Here is a 17,557-nt window from a genome sequence, read left to right as displayed (position 1 = left end):
GGCGCTCAGTGCGCGGCCCACTGCACGGTATTCAGATCGATGCCTTCCTTGGCCATTTCCCACAACGGCGACATGTCGCGCAGCTTGCCGACACGGCTCTTGAGCAGTTCGATGGTGTAGTCCACTTCCTGCTCGGTGGTGAACCGGCCCAGCGTGAAGCGGATCGAGCTGTGCGCCAGCTCGTCGTTGCGGCCCAGGGCGCGCAGCACATAGGAAGGCTCCAGGCTGGCCGAGGTGCAGGCCGAGCCGCTGGACACGGCCAGTTCCTTGATCGCCATGATCAGCGACTCGCCTTCGACGTAGTTGAAGCTGACGTTCAGGTTGTGCGGCACGCGGTGGTCCATGTCGCCGTTGAGGTAGACCTCTTCGATCTGCGACAGACCGGCCCAGAGGCGATCGCGCAGCATGCGGACGCGCTCGTTCTCGGTTCCCATTTCCTCGCGGGCCAGGCGGAAGGCCTCGCCCATGCCGACGATCTGGTGCGTGGCCAGCGTGCCCGAGCGGAAACCGCGCTCGTGGCCGCCGCCATGCATCTGCGCCTCGATGCGCACACGCGGCTTGCGGCGCACGTACAGCGCGCCGATACCCTTGGGGCCGTAGGTCTTGTGGGCCGAGAACGACATCAGGTCGACCTTCAGCTTCTGCAGGTCGATCTCCACCTTGCCGGTGGCCTGCGCGGCGTCGACGTGGAAGATGATGCCCTTCTCGCGGCAGATCTCGCCCAGGGTTTCGATGTCCTGGATGACGCCGATTTCGTTGTTCACCATCATCACCGAGACCAGCACGGTGTCGGGGCGCAGCGCCGCCTTGAACACGTCCAGGTCGATCAGGCCGTTGTCCTTGACGTCCAGGTAGGTCACTTCGAAGCCCTGGCGCTCCAGTTCACGACAGGTGTCGAGCACGGCCTTGTGCTCGGTCTTGATGGTGATGATGTGCTTGCCGCGTTCAGCGTAGAAGTTGGCGGCGCCCTTGATGGCCAGGTTGTCCGACTCGGTGGCGCCGGAGGTCCACACGATTTCACGCGGATCGGCGTTCACCAGCTTGGCGACTTCCTCGCGGGCGCGCTCAACGGCATCCTCGGCTTCCCAGCCGAACGAGTGGCTGCGCGAGGCGGGGTTGCCAAAGCTCTCGTACAGCCAGGGAATCATTTTTTCGACGACGCGCGGGTCGACGGGGGTCGTGGCCGAGTAGTCCAGATAGATCGGGCGGTTGGTCATTTCTACAACTCCTACTGCTTATACGGTGGCATTGGCCGCGACGGCGGTGGTCGGGGCGTTGGCGGCGGTATTGTTGGCGCCTCCCACCCGGTTCACGCGCACCGCGCAGGCCTGCGCTTGATTGTTGGCTTCCTGCAATTGGCGCACACGCTGTTGATCGACCAGATCCTGCAGCGACACCGAATCCAGGTAATCGACCATCTTGCGATTCAGCGTGGCCCAGAGTTCATGCGTCATGCACTTGCCGGGCTTGCCGTCGTTGCCGCTCGTACAGTCCCGCTTGCCGCCGCAGCTGGTGGCGTCCAGCGGTTCGTCGACGGCAAAGATGATGTCGGCCACGGTCACGTTGCGCGCCAGGCGCGCGAGCGAGTAACCGCCGCCGGGGCCGCGCACGCTGTCCACGAGTTCGTGGCGGCGCAGCTTCCCGAACAGCTGTTCCAGATAGGAAAGCGAAATATTCTGACGCTGGCTGATGGCCGCAAGAGTGACCGGGCCGCTATGTTGCCGCATAGCCAGATCGATCATGGCAGTCACGGCGAAACGCCCTTTGGTAGTTAGCCGCATGGTGAATTCCCTGTGATTCGGCAATGGCCGCCGGCGAATCCGACGGCCAATACCCGAGTAATTGGCTCAAGTATAGCAAATTCCCGAGTAATTTGGTATGACTCCCGACTAGAAAAAACCGCGCAATTGCGCGGTTTTTTCACTGCCTGTTCGCCAGGCGCCCCACAGGGCGTCCCGGCACACCAGGGGCCTCAGGCCGCCTGATATTGGGTAGCGCGCTTGCGGACCAGTTCGAGCACACCTTGACAGGCATCTTCGAGGTAGTCCAGCACCTTGCCAAAGCCGTCGGCGCCGCCGTAGTAGGGATCGGGCACGGTGGCCTCTTCGAACTCATTGGCAAAGCGCATCAGCAGCATCAGTTTGTGCTGGTAGGCCTTGGGGCACTGTTGCTGCATGGCGGACAGGTTGTCCCAGTCCATGGCAAGGATCAGATCGAAATCGCGGAAGTCCTCCGCGGTGACCTGACGGGCCTCACAGTGCGTGATCTCGTAGCCGCGCTTGCGCGCCGCAGCCTGCGCCCGGGCATCAGGCGCCTCGCCGATGTGAAACGCGTGCGTGCCCGCGGAGTCGATGCGAACCACATCGCCCAAACCCGCGTCGTTCACCAAATGGCGAAACACGCCCTCTGCGCTCGGCGAGCGACAGATATTGCCCATGCAAACGAAAAGTACCTTGGTCATCATGGAAGTAAGTGTGCGGGAAAACCCGAGATAAGGCAAGCTTTTTTTGTGTCCCGGGCGCCCGTTTCGGCTCAATACGTCCCCTTGAATATTTCCTAAAAATCAACTAGTTGAAGGCTCTATTTAAGGTTAATCCGAAGATAAGGACGGGATCAGTTACGCAAATTCCGAGCCCACTTCCGCAACACTCCGATTCCGTTCGCTATTCAGCAGTCTGTCAGCGAATGGATACATCCAGATACCGGGCTCCCGTCACACGGCGCCATCCAGCAGCACCCGCTGCTTCAGTGCCGTCAGGGCATCGCGGGCAGCGGCGGCCTGCTCGAATTCGAGGTTGCGGGCATGGTCCATCATCAGCTTTTCGAGACGCTTGAGCTCGCGCGCCAGGGCCTTCTCGTCCTTCAGCAATTCGGCCGGCACCGCGGCTTCCAGCGCATCATGCTGCACCGGCGCGACAATGCCGTCGATCAGCTCGCGCACCGCCTTCTGCACACCACGCGCCGTAATGCCATGGTCGATATTGAATTGCAGCTGCCTGGCGCGGCGGCGGCTGGTCTCCTCCATGGCGCGCTGCATCGAATCGGTAATGCGGTCGGCGTACAGGATGGCGTGGCCATTGAGATTGCGCGCCGCCCGGCCGATGGTCTGAATCAGGCTGCGCTCGGAACGCAGGAAGCCTTCCTTGTCGGCATCCAGGATGGCCACCAGAGACACCTCCGGAATATCCAGGCCTTCGCGCAGCAGGTTGATGCCCACCAGCACGTCGAACGTGCCCAGGCGCAGGTCGCGGATGATTTCCACCCGCTCGACCGTATCGATGTCCGAGTGCAGGTAGCGCACCCGCACGCCGTGCTCGGACAGGAAGTCGGTGAGGTCTTCGGCCATGCGTTTGGTCAGGGTCGTGACCAGCACCCGCTCGCCCTGCCCCGTGCGCAGCTTGATCTGGCCCAGCAGGTCGTCAACCTGCGTGCGCGCCGGCAACACCTCGACAATCGGATCGACCAGGCCGGTCGGACGCACCACCTGTTCGACCACATTGTCGGCGTGCTCCTTCTCGTAGGCCGCGGGCGTGGCCGACACGAAAACGCACTGGCGCATGCGGGCCTCGAATTCCTCGAGCTTGAGCGGCCGGTTGTCCAGCGCCGACGGCAGGCGGAAGCCATACTGCACCAGGGTCTCCTTGCGCGAGCGGTCGCCCCGGTACATGGCGCTGAGCTGGCCAATGGTGACGTGACTTTCGTCGATGAACATCAGCGCATCGGCCGGCAGGTAGTCGATCAGGGTTGGCGGCGGTTCGCCCGGCGCGGCGCCCGACAGGTGGCGCGAGTAGTTCTCGATGCCTTTGCAGAAGCCCAGTTCCTGCAGCATTTCCAGGTCGAAACGGGTGCGCTGCTCGAGCCGCTGGGCCTCGACCAGATGGCCGTCGTCGACGAAGCGCTTGGTGCGTTCGCGCAGCTCTTCCTTGATCGTCTCGATGGCACGCAGTACGGTATCGCGCGGCGTCACATAGTGCGAGCCAGGGTAGACCGTGAAGCGCGGCAGCTTCTGGCGAATGCGGCCGGTCAGCGGATCGAACAGCTCGAGGCTTTCGATTTCATCGTCGAACAGCGTCAGGCGCAGCGCCAGCTCGGCGCTTTCGGCCGGAAAGATGTCGATGGTTTCGCCACGCACGCGGAACACGCCTCGCGTGAATTCCGCGTCGTTGCGGGTGTATTGCATGGCCACCAGCCGCGCCAGGATCTCGCGCCGCGAGATCTGGTCGCCGGCGCGCAGGATCAGCACCATGGCGTGGTAGTCACCCGGGTTGCCGATACCGTAGATGCACGACACGGTGCCGACGATGATGGTGTCGCGCCGCTCCAGCAGGCTTTTTGTGGCCGACAGGCGCATCTGCTCGATGTGCTCGTTGATCGACGAGTCCTTCTCGATGAACAGGTCGCGCGTGGGCACGTAGGCTTCCGGCTGGTAGTAATCGTAGTACGAGACGAAGTACTCCACCGCGTTCTTGGGAAAGAACTCGCGCATCTCCGCGTACAACTGCGCCGCCAGGGTCTTGTTGGGCGCCAACACCAGCGCCGGCCGCCCGAGCTGGGCGATGACGTTGGCCATGGTGTAGGTCTTGCCCGAACCGGTCACACCCAGCAGGGTCTGGTACATGAGGCCGTCCTGCACACCCTGGACCAGCCCCGTTATCGCGTTGGGCTGGTCGCCAGCGGGCGGATAGGGCTGGTACAAGTGAAACGGGCTGCCGGGAAAATCGACATAGCCGCCTGTCGCCCCGGCGTTCGCTCCTGCGGTTGCCCCGGCGACGGCAACGGCCGTCGCTTCAGCGGCCGCGGCACCCGCCGCGCTCGGGTCTATCGGGCTCTTAGGCATGCTAGACTGTTCCCAGGGTAAACCCCCCATTATCCACAGCACTTCCGACTGCGTCCACTCACCCTCAGCAGAGTCCCATGAGCACCCTTTTCGATTCCGTCGAACTCGCGCCGCGCGACCCCATCCTTGGCCTGAACGAACAATACAACGCGGACACCCGCCCCGGTAAAGTCAATCTGGGCGTGGGCGTGTATTACGACGACCAGGGCCGCATTCCGCTGCTGGGTGCGGTGCGCAAGGCCGAAATCGCCCGCGTCGAGGCCGCCGCCGCCCGCGGCTACCTGCCGATCGAAGGCATCGCCGGTTACAACCAGGGCGCGCAAGCCTTGCTGCTCGGCAAGGACTCGCCGCTGGCGGCCGCCGGCCGTGTCCTGACCACCCAGGCCCTGGGCGGCACCGGCGCCCTCAAGATCGGCGCCGACTTCCTGCGCCAGCTGCTGCCGGCCTCCAAGGTCCTGATCAGCGATCCCAGCTGGGAGAACCACCGCGCGCTGTTCGAACGCGCCGGCTTCGAAGTGGGCACCTACGCCTACTATGATGCTGCCACCCGCGGCCTGAACTTCGACGGCATGCTGGCCGCCCTGAAGGCCGCCCCGGCCCAGACCATCGTCGTGCTGCACGCCTGCTGCCACAACCCCACCGGCGTTGACCCCACCTTCGACCAATGGAAGCAGATCGCCGCGGTCGTCAAGGAAAACAAGCTGGTGCCGTTCCTGGACATCGCCTACCAGGGCTTCGGCGACGGCCTCTATGAAGACGCGGCAGTCGTGCGCCTGTTCGCCGATCTCGACCTGACCATGTTCATCAGTTCGTCGTTCTCGAAGTCGTTCTCGCTGTACGGCGAGCGGGTCGGCGCCCTGACCGTCGTGGCCGGCAGCAAGGACGAAGCCACCCGCGTGCTGAGCCAGCTCAAGCGCGTCATCCGCACCAACTACTCCAACCCGCCCACCCACGGCGGCACCATCGTCTCCACGGTGCTGAACTCGCCCGAGCTGTTCGCCATGTGGGAAGAAGAACTCGGCGCGATGCGCGATCGCATCCGCCTGATGCGCAAGCAGCTGGTCGAGAAGATCAAGGAACACGGCGGCAAGCAGGACTTCAGCTTCGTGCTGCAGCAGCGCGGCATGTTCTCCTATTCGGGCCTGACCTCGGCCCAGGTCGACCGCCTGCGTGAAGAGCACGGCGTCTACGCCGTCTCCAGCGGCCGCATCTGCGTGGCCGCGCTCAACAGCGGCAACATCGATCAGGTGGCCAAGGGCATCGCTGCGGTGCTGTAGGGCATCCAGAAGGCAGGCAGTATCCAAAAACGGGACCCACGGGTCCCGTTTTTCATTGGCGGCCGCCGCCGCGATCTGATCAGCGCTTGCATTTTTGCGTTATGTCCCCCAGAATGCCGCTGTATATATGTACAGTCCGCTTCGAATCGGATCACCGCCATGGCCAGCAAACTCACTGATCGTCAACAGCAAATCCTGGACCTCATCCGGCAAACCGTCGCGCGCACCGGCTTTCCGCCCACCCGCGCCGAGATCGCCCAGGCCCTGGGGTTCCGCTCGCCCAACGCGGCCGAAGACCATCTCAAGGCCCTCGCGCGCAAGGGCGCCATCGAGCTCACCGCCGGCGCCTCGCGCGGCATCCGCCTGAAAGACGCCTCCTCCGCGCCGGCCCAGGCGCCGCTGCCTTTGCCCGGCCTGGCACAACTGCTGCTGCCGCTGGTGGGCCGTGTGGCGGCCGGCAGCCCGATCCTGGCCGCCGAACATGTCGAGCGCGAGATCGGCGTCGATCCCAGCCTGTTCGCCCAGGCTCCCGATTACCTGCTCAAGGTGCGCGGCATGAGCATGCGCGATGCGGGCATCCTCGAAGGCGACCTGCTGGCCGTCAAGAAGGCCTCTGAAGCACGCAACGGCCAGATCGTGGTGGCCCGGTTGGGCGACGACGTCACCGTCAAGCGGCTGCAGCGCCAGAACGGCCGCGTGGAATTGCTGCCCGAGAACCCCGACTTCAACGTCATCGTGGTCGAAGCCGACCAGGAATTCGCCCTGGAAGGCATTGCCGTCGGCCTGATCCGCCCGCACGCCCTGCACTGAGTCCCGCCCCTTCCGGGAACGGACGCCGGCCCAACGGCCGCGCTAAAAAAAGAAACCCCGCTCGTGCGGGGTTTCTTTTTGGGCAGACCCTAGCGGGCCGCCTCGGGACGGGATCAGTGCTTGAGCACCGGGTCCGTCGAGCCAGGTTCGGCCGGCTTGGCGACCAGCGGTTCCTTGACCGCTTCGTCTTCCGCCAGCGGCTCGGGCAGGCGTTCCAGGGCCAGCTCCAGCACCTTGTCGATCCAGCGCACCGGCACGATCTCAAGATGGTTCTTGACGTTGTCCGGAATCTCCGCCAAATCCTTGACGTTTTCTTCCGGAATCAAGACCGTCTTGATGCCGCCACGATGCGCGGCCAGCAGCTTTTCCTTCAAGCCGCCGATCGGCAGGACTTCGCCACGCAGCGTGATCTCGCCGGTCATGGCGACGTCGGCGCGCACCGGGATGCGCGACAACGCCGACACCATGGCGGTGGTGATCGCGATACCAGCGGACGGGCCGTCCTTGGGCGTCGCGCCTTCCGGCACGTGCACGTGCATGTCGTGCTTCTCGAACACACTGTCGGCAAAGCCCAGGCGCCGTGCCCGCGAGCGCACCACCGTACGGGCCGCCTCGACCGATTCCTTCATCACGTCGCCCAGCGAACCGGTGCGTTGGATCACGCCCTTGCCAGGCATGTCCGCCACTTCGATCGTGAGCAGGTCGCCACCGACTTCGGTCCAGGCCAGGCCGGTCACCTGACCGATCTGGTTTTCCTTTTCGGCCATGCCGAAGGTGTAGCGGCGCACGCCGAGGTAATCGCTGAGGTTGTCGCCCGTCACGTTGACCGGCTTGACCTCGAAGGGCTTGCCTTCGGCCTTGGCGCGGTCGCTCTGGGTCAGCAGTTGCTTGATCACCTTGCGGCAGATCTTGCCCACTTCGCGTTCGAGCGCACGCACACCGGCTTCGCGGGTGTAGTAGCGCACGATATCGCGCAGCGCGCTGTCGTCGACCGTCAGCTCGGACTCCTTGACGCCGTTGTTCTTCATCAGCTTGGGCAGCAGATGGTCGCGGGCGATGTGGATTTTTTCTTCCTCGGTGTAGCCGGACAGGCGGATCACTTCCATCCGGTCCAACAGGGCCGGCGGAATGTTCAGCGTGTTGCTGGTGGCCACGAACATGACGTCCGACAGATCGAAGTCGACTTCGATGTAGTGGTCCTGGAACGTATGGTTCTGTTCCGGGTCCAGCACTTCGAGCAGCGCCGACGAAGGATCGCCGCGGAAATCCATGCCCAGCTTGTCGATTTCATCGAGCAGGAACAGGGGATTGCGCACGCCGACCTTCGACATGTTCTGGACGATCTTGCCGGGCATCGAGCCGATGTACGTACGACGATGGCCGCGGATCTCGGCTTCGTCGCGCACGCCGCCCAGCGCCATGCGCACGAACTTGCGGTTCGTGGCCTTGGCGATGGACTGGCCCAGCGAGGTCTTGCCGACCCCCGGAGGACCGACCAGGCACAGGATCGGCGCCTTGACCTTGTCCACGCGCTGTTGCACGGCGAGGTATTCGAGGATGCGTTCCTTCACCTTCTCCAGGCCGTAGTGATCGTTGTCGAGCACGGTCTCGGCGTTGGAGATGGAATTGTTGATCTTGCTCTTCTTCCTCCAGGGGAGATTGATGAGCGTATCGATGTAGTTGCGCACCACGGTGGCTTCGGCCGACATGGGCGACATGAGCTTGAGCTTCTTGAGCTCGGCATCGGCCTTCTTGCGCGCCTCCTTGGGCATGTGCGCGGCGATGATCTTCTTTTCGAGCTCCTCGATATCGGCGCCCTCTTCGCCTTCGCCCAACTCCTTCTGAATGGCCTTGACCTGCTCATTCAGATAGTAGTCGCGCTGGCTCTTTTCCATCTGCTTCTTCACGCGGCCGCGGATTCGCTTCTCGACCTGGAGGATGTCGATTTCGGTTTCCAGCTGCGTGAGCAAGCCTTCGAGGCGCTCGGAGGTGCCGACGATCTCGAGCATCTTCTGCTTCTGCTCGAGCTTCAGCGGCAGATGCGCGGCGATCGTGTCGGCCAGGCGACCGGCGTCATCGATCCCGGCGAGCGAGGTCAGGATCTCCGGTGGGATCTTCTTGTTGAGTTTTACGTACTGTTCGAACTGGGCCACGATCGCACGGCGCAGGGCCTCGGTCTCGGAGCCCTGGACGGCGTCCGGCTCGATCGGGGTGACCTGGCAGGTGAAGTGCGAATCGGCGTCTTCGATGCTGTTGATGCGGGCACGCTGGGTACCTTCGACCAGCACCTTGACGGTGCCATCGGGCAGCTTGAGCATCTGCAGGATGCCGGCGACGCAGCCGATCTCGTAGACGTCTTCGGGAGTGGGATCATCCTTGCCGGCGGATTTCTGGGCCACCAGCATGATGCTCTTGCCCGCTTCCATCGCAACCTCGAGCGCGCGGATAGAGCGCGGACGGCCGACGAACAGCGGGATGACCATGTGCGGGAACACTACGACATCGCGCAGTGGCAGCAGGGGGAGGTCGATCGGGTCGGAAGGCAGGGTCTGGCTGGCAGACATAGGAGGTTCCTCGGTATGACTCGGCGTATCGGGGACAGGATGACCGGGAATACCCGGACAGCCCCATCAGTTACGTCTGTTATGGGAACAATAGCCGAAAATTCAAGATCCCGGCGGCCGGATAAACAAAACGGCAAAAAAAACGGCGCCGGTATCTTTTTATTGGACACGCCCCGCCAGTGTGCGTTCAATCGGGGGCCGGAGACAAAAAAACCCGTTTCGGAAACGGGTTTTTCTGAAATATCCGTCAGGCCGCGGCGTCGCGGACTTCCCCGCGCTCGGGCTTTTCGGCGGTGCCTTCTTCGTCGGCGTAGATCAGCAGCGGCTTGCCTTCGCCCTCGATCGCGTTTTCATCGAGCACCACGCGCTTGACGTTGCCTTGCGACGGCAGGTCATACATGGTGTCGAGCAGGGCCTGCTCGATGATGGAACGCAGCCCGCGGGCGCCGGTCTTGCGGCGCAGCGCCTTGCGGGCGATGGCCTTGAGCGCGGCGGGGCGCACGTCCAGCTCGGCGCCTTCCATCGCGAACAGCTTCTGGAATTGCTTGAGCAGGGCGTTCTTGGGCTCGGTGAGGATCTGCACCAAGGCGGCCTCGTCAAGCTCGTCGAGCGTGGCGACCACCGGCAGGCGGCCGACCAGTTCGGGAATCAGGCCGAACTTGATCAAGTCTTCGGGCTCGACCTCGGAGAACAGCTCGCCCACGCCACGTTCGGACTTGGCGCGCACGGAGGCGGAGAAACCGATGCCGGACTTTTCGGTGCGGTCGCGGATGACCTTCTCCAGCCCGTCGAAGGCGCCGCCCACGATGAACAGGATATTGGTCGTGTCGACCTGGACGAAGTCCTGGTTGGGGTGCTTGCGCCCGCCCTGCGGCGGCACCGAGGCCACCGTGCCTTCGATCAGCTTGAGCAAGGCCTGCTGCACCCCCTCGCCCGACACGTCGCGAGTGATCGACGGGTTGTCGGACTTGCGGGAAATCTTGTCGATCTCGTCGATGTAGATGATGGCGCGCTGCGCCTTCTCGACTTCATAGTTGCAGTTCTGCAGCAACTTCTGAATGATGTTCTCGACGTCTTCACCGACGTAACCGGCTTCGGTCAGCGTGGTCGCGTCGGCCATGACGAACGGCACGTTCAGCATGCGCGCCAGGGTCTGCGCCAGCAGCGTCTTGCCCGACCCGGTGGGGCCGATCAGCATGATGTTGCTCTTGGACAGCTCGACTTCGTCGCCCTTGATCTCGCCGTGGCGGATGCGCTTGTAGTGGTTGTAGACCGCCACCGCCAGCATGCGCTTGGGCGAGGTCTGCCCAATCACGTACTGGTCCAGGAACGTCTTGATTTCAGCCGGAGTGGGCAGTTCGGAACGAATCGCCGCGCGCGCGGTGGCCTGCGCTTCCTCGCGGATGATGTCGTTGCACAGGTCGATGCACTCATCGCAGATGAATACCGACGGACCCGCGATCAGCTTGCGGACTTCGTGCTGGCTTTTATTGCAAAACGAGCAATGCAGCACTTTTGCGTCTGCCGATCCCTTTTTATCAGGCATATGTAGTCGTATCTCAGGTAAAGAAGCGCCGGACCGGGTAAAGGACCCGGCGCCTGCGCTTACTCAAACAAGGTGGCAGCCGGTGGGACGCAAGCCGGAAGTCAGCCTTCCGAGCGGGACGTCATCACCTTGTCCACCAGTCCATACGATACCGCATCTTCGGCCGACATGAAGTTGTCACGTTCCGTGTCCACGGCGATGCGCTCGATCGACTGGCCGGTGTTTTCGGCCAGGATGCGATTGAGGCGCTCGCGCAGGTCCAGGATCTCGCGAGCCTGGATCTGGATGTCGGAGGCCTGGCCCTGGGCGCCGCCCGAGGGCTGGTGGATCATGATGCGCGAGTTGGGCAAGGTAAAGCGCTTGCCCTTCTTGCCTGCCGCCAGCAGGAAGGCGCCCATGCTGGCCGCCAGGCCGGTGCACAGGGTCGACACATCCGGCTTGATGAACTGCATGGTGTCGTAGATGGCCATGCCCGCGTACACCGACCCGCCGGGCGAGTTGATGTACAGGGAAATGTCCTTGTCAGGATTCTCCGATTCCAGGAACAGCAACTGCGCCACGACCAGATTGGCCGTCGCGTCGTTGACCGGGCCCACCAGGAAGATGAGCCGCTCGCGGAGCAGACGCGAATAGATGTCGTAGGCGCGTTCGCCACGCCCCGACTGCTCGATCACCATGGGAATGTAGCCCAGGCCGGTGGGCGTCACCGACGACCCGCCATTCATTGCCGCATAGAAATCGGTGAATCTCTGCATAGTGTTACGCCATCCCCATCAACTGATCGAAAGGCACCTTTTCGTCGGTGACCTTGGCTTTTTCCAGAACGTGCGCGACGACGTTGTCTTCGAGCACGATCGCCTCGATTTCAGCACGACGCTGGCGGTCGGCCAGGTAATAGCTGACAACCTGGGCGGGTTGTTCGTAGTTTTCCGCGAATTCCTCGATGCGGGCGCGGACCTGTTCCGGCTTGGCCTGCAGTTGGGCTTGCTTGACCAGTTCGGACACCAGCAGACCCAGGCGCACGCGGCGCTCGGATTCGGTCGCGAAGGCCTCGGCCGGGATCGGCACCGACTCGGCGTTCGGCACGCCACGCTGCTTGAGCTCTTCGCGGGCGGCGGCGATGCGGCTTTGCACGTCGTTGTCGACCAGCGCCTTCGGCACGTCGAACTTGCCGGCTTCGACCAGGGCGTCCATCACGCTGGACTTGGTGCGGCCTTGCGCGCGCACCTTGACTTCGCGTTCGATGTTGCTGCGGATGTCGGCCTTGAGCTTTTCGACGTCGCCTTCGGCCTGGCCGAGCGACTTGGCGAATTCGGCATTCAGTTCGGGCAGGACGCCTTCAGCCACTTCCTTGACGGTGATGGTGAATTCGGCGGTCTTGCCGGCGACTTCCTTGCCCTGGTAGTCATCGGGGAACTTGAGCGGGAAGACCTTGCTTTCGCCAGCCTTCAGGCCACGGGCGGCTTCTTCGAATTCCGGCAGCATGCGGCCTTGGCCGAGCACGAACGGGAAGTCTTCAGCCTTGCCGCCGTCGAACGGCACGCCGTCGATGGTGCCGGCGAAGTCCAGCGTGACGCGGTCGCCGTCTTGCGAGGCGCGGCCTTCACGGGCTTCGAACGTGGCGCGCTGCTTGCGCAGGACGTCCAGGGTCTGCTGCACTTCGGCGTCGGTGACGGCGGTTTCATAGCGGGTGACGGCCAGGGCCGACAGATCCGGCACGGTGACTTCGGGATAGACCTCGAAGGTGGCCGTGAAGGCCAGCGTGTCATCGCTGATGCCTTCGGTCTTGGGTTCCAGGTTCGGGGCGCCAGCGACGCGCAGCTTGGCGCCGTCGACGGCTTGCTCGAATGCACGGCCGACCTGGCTGTTGATCACGTCGTAGCGGATGCCGGGGCCATGGCTGCGCTCGAGCATGGCCAGCGGCGCCTTGCCAGGACGGAAGCCGGGAACCTTGGCGGTGCGGGCCACGCGCTTCAGCTGCGCCTGGACTTCCTTTTCGACGTCGGCCACCGAGACGGCCAGATCAACACGGCGCTCGAGGCCGGAGAGGGTTTCAACCACAGGCTGCATTAAAAGACCTATTTTCCGAGAGATATGAGATGACGGGCGGATAAACGAAGCATTTTACCGGAAACTTCCGGACCCCTGACGCAAAGGGGCGCGAGCACCCGGATAAGCCCGGATGCCCGCACCCCGTTTTCCACCCGGAAAGGGCGGCGAAGCCTCGCCAGGACGCTTTATTTGGCCTTGGCGATGCGATCTTCGATGTGCTGCGCGCGCTTGGCCGAGGACGGGTGCGAGCTCATCATATCGCTCTTGCCGCCGTCCAGCTTGGCGAGCTTCTGGAACGCCGTCACCAGGCCGCGGGTGTTCAGCTTCTTGGCTTGCAACTGGTCGAAGGAGTAGTCGTCGGCGGCGCTTTCCTGCGATTGCGAGAATTGCGCGTTGATGAACTTCTCGGTCAGGTCGCCCAGTTGCGACGCGTTCAGGGCGGCAACCGTGGAGCCACCGGCGGCGCCAGCGGCGTCGCGCGCGGCCGAAACCGTATAGGCGGTCTGCATGGCCTTCTTGCTGTGGCCCAGCGCGACGTGGCCGATTTCGTGGCCCACCACGCCCAGCACTTCGTCGTCGGTCATCATGTCCATCAGGCCGCTATAGACGCGGATGCAGCCGTTGGCCATGGCCCAGGCGTTGACGTCCTTGGTGAGGTAGACCTTGTAGTTGGCCTTCTGGCCATTGACGGTGCCGCCCAGTTGCTTGGCGATCTTCTGCAGGCGAACGTCGTACTTGCTACCCGGAGCGGCGATCTTTTCCTGGGAATCGCTTTGCGCGCAAGCCTTGTCGGACAAGGCCTTGATTTCCGCATCGCTCAGGGTAGCGGCCTGCACCACCTTGCTGCCGGCGCCCACAAGCCCCCCGATGTCGAGAGCATGCGACGCGGAATAAGGGGCGAGCGCGACGGCCAGCGCGGCAACGGTGTAGCGAATCTTCATGAAAAAACTCCTCTTGACTGACTCTGTACGAGTGAGGCGGCAATTCTATATACGCCAAAAGCATTCAAACCGTTTCGCCACAGAGTTTCGCAAATGCGAATTTCGCTTACACAAAAGGCATGCGAATGACTTCTTACCGTGGTAAGTACCTGCGCCACGCCTGGTCCCGACATCAAAGACACAACGCGGCGCAGCCCTGGATTGATAGAATTGCCGCCGCAGTTTTTTCGGCATATTTCCTATAACGGCTCGCACCCATCATGACCTCCCATACCTCTACCCGCCTCGGCCTGCTGCCCAGCCTGATCTTCAGTTCGCGCTGGCTGCAATTGCCGCTCTATCTGGGGCTGATCGTCGCCCAGGGCGTCTACGTGATGCTGTTCCTGAAGGAACTCTGGCATCTGCTGACCCACGCCACCAGTTTCGGAGAAATGGAAATCATGCTGCTGGTGTTGGGCCTGATCGATGTGGTGATGATCTCGAACCTGCTGGTCATGGTGATCGTGGGGGGCTATGAAACCTTCGTGTCGCGCCTGCGACTGCAGGGCCATCCCGATCAGCCCGAATGGCTCAGCCACGTCAACGCCAGCGTCCTGAAGGTCAAGCTGGCCATGGCCATCATCGGCATTTCGTCGATTCACCTGCTGCGCACCTTCATCGAGGCAGGCACGCTGGGCACGCCCGCCGCGCGCTTCTCGGAGGCCGGCGTCATGTGGCAGACCATCATCCATGGCCTGTTCATCCTCTCGGCGCTGGGGATCGCCCTGGTCGACAAGCTGGCGACTCCGCCGCATCCGCGGCACTGACAGCGCGCCGCGCACAAAAGAAAAGCCCCGCACCAGCAGCGGGGCTTTGTCCTTGTGGCGCGCCGTCAGGCGGCACGCCACGGATCCGCGATCAGGAAGCGACCTTGATGTTCTTGGCGCTGGGCCCCTTGGGACCGGTGCCGACCTCGAACGTGACGCGCTGGTTTTCCTGCAGCGACTTATAGCCTTCGCTGCGGATTTCCGAATAATGGGCGAACAGATCCTTGCTGCCGTCGTCGGGCATGATGAATCCATACCCTTTTTCGGCGTTGAACCACTTGACGATGCCGGTTGCCATGGAATTTCCTCGAACCTAAAAAAAGCGATTGCTCGCGGGGCGCCAGATCATCAAGGGATGGGAGAGGAAGCCACTGCAGTACCACTGACCGCGACAAGTTAAACGCAGACCGCGTCGCTTGAGAATCTCGCTGTACCCAGTGTATTGGCGAACCGCGAAAAACGTCAAATACATGGCCGCCCCGGGTGCCGCGATGCGCCGGCGCCGGCGCGGTTTGCAACTGGCCACATGCCGATACAGGCGGATACGGTCGCGCGGCGGCCTGCCTCAGCCGGCGAAGCCGCCTGCGTCGAGGAACTCCTGCTCGGGCTGCGAGGTCTGCCGGCCGAGCGCGGCGTTGCGGTGCGGGAAGCGGCCGAAACGCTTGATGATGTCACGATGCAGGACCGCCCAGCGCACCGCCTCGGCGCCCAGGGGCTCCATCAAGGCCACCGCGCGGTTCTGCGCGGCCAGGGTCTCGGCATGCTCGAAGGGCAGGTAGAAAAACTGGCGCAGGGCCGGATCGACCGCCAGGTCGTGGCCGGCGGCAATGGCGCGCTCGGCGAATACCAGCGCCAGCGGATCCGTGGCGAACATGTGGGCGGTACCGCGGAACGCGTTGCGGGGATACTGGTCCAGCAGGATCAGCAGGGCCAGGGCGCCCTCCGGCACGTCCAGCCAGGCATCGAGCTGGCGCGCGGCGGCGGCCATGTGGGCCTGCCCGCAATACTGGCGAAAGCGCTCGTCGAAGTCGGCGTTCTTGGTGAACCATTGTTGCGGCCCGGCATCGCGCCAGAACGCCACGATATCCCGCGGCTGCGGAGAAACAGGGATGGAACCGGATTGGGTCATGGGAAACGTCCTTGGTCTGTGGCGAGTGCCGCGGCGGTCGGATGGGGCGGCGGGGAACCCGCGGCAAGGATACCGCGTGGGTCCGGGACGTGGCATCCGGCGCGCGCCGGGCCGCCAATCGGACGGCCGGAAACGACAAGGCTCCCCGTAGGGAGCCTTGCATGCAAAAAGCCCCCGAAGGGGCTTTTCAGAAAACGCAGGACCTTACAGGACCTGAATCTTCGTGGCTTGCGGGCCCTTGGGGCCATTGGCCGTCACAAAGCTGACGCGCTGGTTCTCTTCCAGAGACTTGAAGCCCGAGCCCTGAATTTCGGAGAAGTGAGCGAACAGGTCCTTACCACCCGCTTCCGGGGTGATGAAGCCATAGCCTTTTTCCGAGTTGAACCACTTAACGACGCCGGTTTCCATACTGTATTTCCTAGAGATAATGGGCAAATGCCCGGAGGTCACGAATCAATCAAGGAGGGGACAGTAGAACAATAACGCTGAGCCGGAAAAGGCACGGCACTGAACGAAAATCGCAACGCTTGTGATCGTGTGCCGACACTATGGTTATGTTCCCCTCACAAGTCAACATAATCCTAAAAAATGCGTGCCAATAATGCAACAAAGAGAAACTGCGGACAAAATTTACACGTTTTCATAGGCAAAAAGAGGCCCTGCATAGGTGTAAACACCCACGCACAATAAAAAAACAATCAAGGCTTATTTAAATGCCCCGCCGCCAAACGCGTATTGAACCCATACGCCGTTTGGGCGAGCACTTTGGTTTGCCGCCAGGCTTACTCTTCGATAGGTAAACCCAACAGGTCGAGCGCCGCGCCAAAAGCATCGGGGCCCGAGCAAAGAAAAACCGCCACGTCGCCGGGATTGATATTTTCCAGGACCTGGTCGATTTGGTCTTGCGCATTATCAACATTGTCGACACTGGCGGCGTGTATGTCCGCTCCGCCTGCGACTTTTTCGGGGGGCACGATATCGGCGATCGCGTTGAGATCGGTTACGCCCGTCACGACATAGGCGCTGATGCTCTCGCCATCCAGCGTTGTGTGCAGCTCAACGCCGCCCGCCACGTCGGCAACATGCCGACTCAGTATTTCCATGATCACTCTTCCTAGACTTGCGGGCCAGGCCCGCCGGGCAGGCACCACTCGGGTGCGCGTACGCCCAGGCGCGACTATAACAGCCTTATGCTAAGACTTCTTGGCAGTCGGCCCGCGCGACGGCCGGGCCGCGCCGGAAGTGGCGCTGACGCTACGGCTGCGCACGCCGGCCGCGGCCAGGGCCGCCAGCAGCGGCTTCTGGGCGTCCAGGAACGCGGCTTTCTCTTCGCCAGTCAACTTGCACACGAATATCTGCGCCAGCAACTGGGTACGGCGGGCCTTGCGATTGTCGGCTTCCTGGGCGAGCCAGGCGGCGACCCAGTCCGCGGCCGCCTGCGCGTCGCCTTGCTGCTTGACGTGACCCTGCAGGTCGAACACGGTGACGCCGGCGATGGCGCCGTCCTCCGCGCGGGTCAGAAAGAGCTTGGCGGCCTGCCCGGTATAGCCGGGGACCAGGGCGAGGCAATCGCGCTCGGCGGGTTTCTTCATGGG

At 63.0% G+C, this 17,557-nt stretch carries 17 protein-coding genes; 3 read left to right on the top strand and 14 right to left on the bottom strand.

From position 1 onward, the window contains the following. Positions 1-5 precede the first annotated feature (5 nt). The 4 genes from K2W61_RS19165 to uvrB all read right to left on the bottom strand — a co-directional run bounded on the left by K2W61_RS19165 (position 6) and on the right by uvrB (position 4,837). On the bottom strand, positions 6-1,217 hold the full coding sequence (locus K2W61_RS19165; protein ID WP_175131557.1) for an IscS subfamily cysteine desulfurase: 1,212 nt from the start codon (positions 1,215-1,217) through the stop codon (positions 6-8). Between the two features lie 18 nt (positions 1,218-1,235). Next, positions 1,236-1,781 carry a Fe-S cluster assembly transcriptional regulator IscR gene (gene iscR / locus K2W61_RS19160; RefSeq protein ID WP_175131558.1) on the bottom strand — a complete coding sequence of 182 codons (546 nt, stop codon included), beginning with the start codon at positions 1,779-1,781 and terminating at the stop codon, positions 1,236-1,238. 191 nt (positions 1,782-1,972) lie between these two features. Beyond that, positions 1,973-2,464 carry a low molecular weight protein-tyrosine-phosphatase gene (locus K2W61_RS19155; protein ID WP_006386176.1) on the bottom strand — a complete coding sequence of 164 codons (492 nt, stop codon included), beginning with the start codon at positions 2,462-2,464 and terminating at the stop codon, positions 1,973-1,975. Between the two features lie 249 nt (positions 2,465-2,713). Then, positions 2,714-4,837, bottom strand: coding sequence for an excinuclease ABC subunit UvrB (gene uvrB / locus K2W61_RS19150; RefSeq protein WP_236756334.1), 2,124 nt, complete (start codon positions 4,835-4,837; stop codon positions 2,714-2,716). 77 nt (positions 4,838-4,914) lie between these two features. Here uvrB and K2W61_RS19145 point away from each other — a divergent pair, with 77 nt between their 5' ends. Beyond that, the gene (locus K2W61_RS19145) at positions 4,915-6,114 is read left to right on the top strand and encodes an amino acid aminotransferase (protein ID WP_175140642.1); all 1,200 of its coding nucleotides are present in this window, start codon (positions 4,915-4,917) and stop codon (positions 6,112-6,114) included. Between the two features lie 159 nt (positions 6,115-6,273). Next, on the top strand, positions 6,274-6,924 hold the full coding sequence (gene lexA / locus K2W61_RS19140; RefSeq protein ID WP_175131562.1) for a transcriptional repressor LexA: 651 nt from the start codon (positions 6,274-6,276) through the stop codon (positions 6,922-6,924). A 113-nt stretch (positions 6,925-7,037) separates the two neighbouring features. Here lexA and lon read toward each other — a convergent pair whose 3' ends face one another. The 5 genes from lon to loiP all read right to left on the bottom strand — a co-directional run bounded on the left by lon (position 7,038) and on the right by loiP (position 14,027). Further along, positions 7,038-9,488 carry an endopeptidase La gene (lon, locus tag K2W61_RS19135; protein WP_175131563.1) on the bottom strand — a complete coding sequence of 817 codons (2,451 nt, stop codon included), beginning with the start codon at positions 9,486-9,488 and terminating at the stop codon, positions 7,038-7,040. Positions 9,489-9,735: 247 nt separating this feature from the next. After that, positions 9,736-11,034, bottom strand: a complete 1,299-nt coding sequence (gene clpX / locus K2W61_RS19130; RefSeq protein WP_175131564.1) for an ATP-dependent Clp protease ATP-binding subunit ClpX — start codon at positions 11,032-11,034, stop codon at positions 9,736-9,738. 101 nt (positions 11,035-11,135) lie between these two features. Beyond that, a complete protein-coding gene (gene clpP, locus K2W61_RS19125; protein ID WP_175131565.1) occupies positions 11,136-11,789 on the bottom strand; it encodes an ATP-dependent Clp endopeptidase proteolytic subunit ClpP in 654 nt (217 codons plus the stop codon). Between the two features lie 4 nt (positions 11,790-11,793). Then, the gene (gene tig / locus K2W61_RS19120) at positions 11,794-13,104 is read right to left on the bottom strand and encodes a trigger factor (protein ID WP_175131566.1); all 1,311 of its coding nucleotides are present in this window, start codon (positions 13,102-13,104) and stop codon (positions 11,794-11,796) included. 167 nt (positions 13,105-13,271) lie between these two features. Continuing rightward, positions 13,272-14,027, bottom strand: coding sequence for a metalloprotease LoiP (gene loiP / locus K2W61_RS19115; protein WP_175131567.1), 756 nt, complete (start codon positions 14,025-14,027; stop codon positions 13,272-13,274). A 260-nt stretch (positions 14,028-14,287) separates the two neighbouring features. Here loiP and K2W61_RS19110 point away from each other — a divergent pair, with 260 nt between their 5' ends. Next, positions 14,288-14,833 (top strand): TIGR00645 family protein, encoded by a 546-nt coding sequence (locus K2W61_RS19110; protein WP_175131568.1) that lies wholly within the window; start codon positions 14,288-14,290, stop codon positions 14,831-14,833. Positions 14,834-14,924: 91 nt separating this feature from the next. Here the strand turns inward: K2W61_RS19110 and K2W61_RS19105 are convergent, their stop codons facing one another. The 5 genes from K2W61_RS19105 to K2W61_RS19085 form a co-directional block, all read right to left on the bottom strand. Then, the gene (locus K2W61_RS19105) at positions 14,925-15,131 is read right to left on the bottom strand and encodes a cold-shock protein (protein WP_046805802.1); all 207 of its coding nucleotides are present in this window, start codon (positions 15,129-15,131) and stop codon (positions 14,925-14,927) included. 267 nt (positions 15,132-15,398) lie between these two features. Then, on the bottom strand, positions 15,399-15,962 hold the full coding sequence (locus K2W61_RS19100; RefSeq protein ID WP_175131569.1) for a DUF924 family protein: 564 nt from the start codon (positions 15,960-15,962) through the stop codon (positions 15,399-15,401). A 204-nt stretch (positions 15,963-16,166) separates the two neighbouring features. After that, the gene (locus K2W61_RS19095) at positions 16,167-16,370 is read right to left on the bottom strand and encodes a cold-shock protein (RefSeq protein ID WP_006220190.1); all 204 of its coding nucleotides are present in this window, start codon (positions 16,368-16,370) and stop codon (positions 16,167-16,169) included. Positions 16,371-16,744: 374 nt separating this feature from the next. Beyond that, entirely contained in the window at positions 16,745-17,065 is a 321-nt protein-coding gene (locus tag K2W61_RS19090) for a hypothetical protein (RefSeq protein WP_175131570.1), read from the bottom strand. 90 nt (positions 17,066-17,155) lie between these two features. Beyond that, entirely contained in the window at positions 17,156-17,554 is a 399-nt protein-coding gene (locus K2W61_RS19085) for a hypothetical protein (RefSeq protein WP_175131571.1), read from the bottom strand. Positions 17,555-17,557 lie beyond the last annotated feature (3 nt).

This window comes from Achromobacter pulmonis (assembly GCF_021733725.1).
GTDB lineage: Bacteria > Pseudomonadota > Gammaproteobacteria > Burkholderiales > Burkholderiaceae_B > Achromobacter > Achromobacter pulmonis.
Note: the sequence above shows the minus strand (reverse complement) of the source record. Positions and strands in the feature narration are given on the sequence as shown.

Excerpts from the sequence above, each read along its gene's own strand:
- clpX (WP_175131564.1), bottom strand. The coding sequence starts at position 11,034 with ATGCCTGATAAAAAGGGATCGGCAGACGCAAAAGTGCTGCATTGCTCG.
- K2W61_RS19085 (WP_175131571.1), bottom strand. The coding sequence starts at position 17,554 with ATGAAGAAACCCGCCGAGCGCGATTGCCTCGCCCTGGTCCCCGGCTAT.
- K2W61_RS19095 (WP_006220190.1), bottom strand. The coding sequence starts at position 16,370 with ATGGAAACCGGCGTCGTTAAGTGGTTCAACTCGGAAAAAGGCTATGGC.
- K2W61_RS19105 (WP_046805802.1), bottom strand. The coding sequence starts at position 15,131 with ATGGCAACCGGCATCGTCAAGTGGTTCAACGCCGAAAAAGGGTATGGA.
- iscR (WP_175131558.1), bottom strand. The coding sequence starts at position 1,781 with ATGCGGCTAACTACCAAAGGGCGTTTCGCCGTGACTGCCATGATCGAT.
- lon (WP_175131563.1), bottom strand. The coding sequence starts at position 9,488 with ATGTCTGCCAGCCAGACCCTGCCTTCCGACCCGATCGACCTCCCCCTG.
- tig (WP_175131566.1), bottom strand. The coding sequence starts at position 13,104 with ATGCAGCCTGTGGTTGAAACCCTCTCCGGCCTCGAGCGCCGTGTTGAT.
- K2W61_RS19100 (WP_175131569.1), bottom strand. The coding sequence starts at position 15,962 with ATGACCCAATCCGGTTCCATCCCTGTTTCTCCGCAGCCGCGGGATATC.
- loiP (WP_175131567.1), bottom strand. The coding sequence starts at position 14,027 with ATGAAGATTCGCTACACCGTTGCCGCGCTGGCCGTCGCGCTCGCCCCT.
- K2W61_RS19155 (WP_006386176.1), bottom strand. The coding sequence starts at position 2,464 with ATGATGACCAAGGTACTTTTCGTTTGCATGGGCAATATCTGTCGCTCG.
- K2W61_RS19165 (WP_175131557.1), bottom strand. The coding sequence starts at position 1,217 with ATGACCAACCGCCCGATCTATCTGGACTACTCGGCCACGACCCCCGTC.
- K2W61_RS19145 (WP_175140642.1), top strand. The coding sequence starts at position 4,915 with ATGAGCACCCTTTTCGATTCCGTCGAACTCGCGCCGCGCGACCCCATC.
- K2W61_RS19110 (WP_175131568.1), top strand. The coding sequence starts at position 14,288 with ATGACCTCCCATACCTCTACCCGCCTCGGCCTGCTGCCCAGCCTGATC.
- K2W61_RS19090 (WP_175131570.1), bottom strand. The coding sequence starts at position 17,065 with ATGGAAATACTGAGTCGGCATGTTGCCGACGTGGCGGGCGGCGTTGAG.
- uvrB (WP_236756334.1), bottom strand. The coding sequence starts at position 4,837 with ATGCCTAAGAGCCCGATAGACCCGAGCGCGGCGGGTGCCGCGGCCGCT.
- lexA (WP_175131562.1), top strand. The coding sequence starts at position 6,274 with ATGGCCAGCAAACTCACTGATCGTCAACAGCAAATCCTGGACCTCATC.
- clpP (WP_175131565.1), bottom strand. The coding sequence starts at position 11,789 with ATGCAGAGATTCACCGATTTCTATGCGGCAATGAATGGCGGGTCGTCG.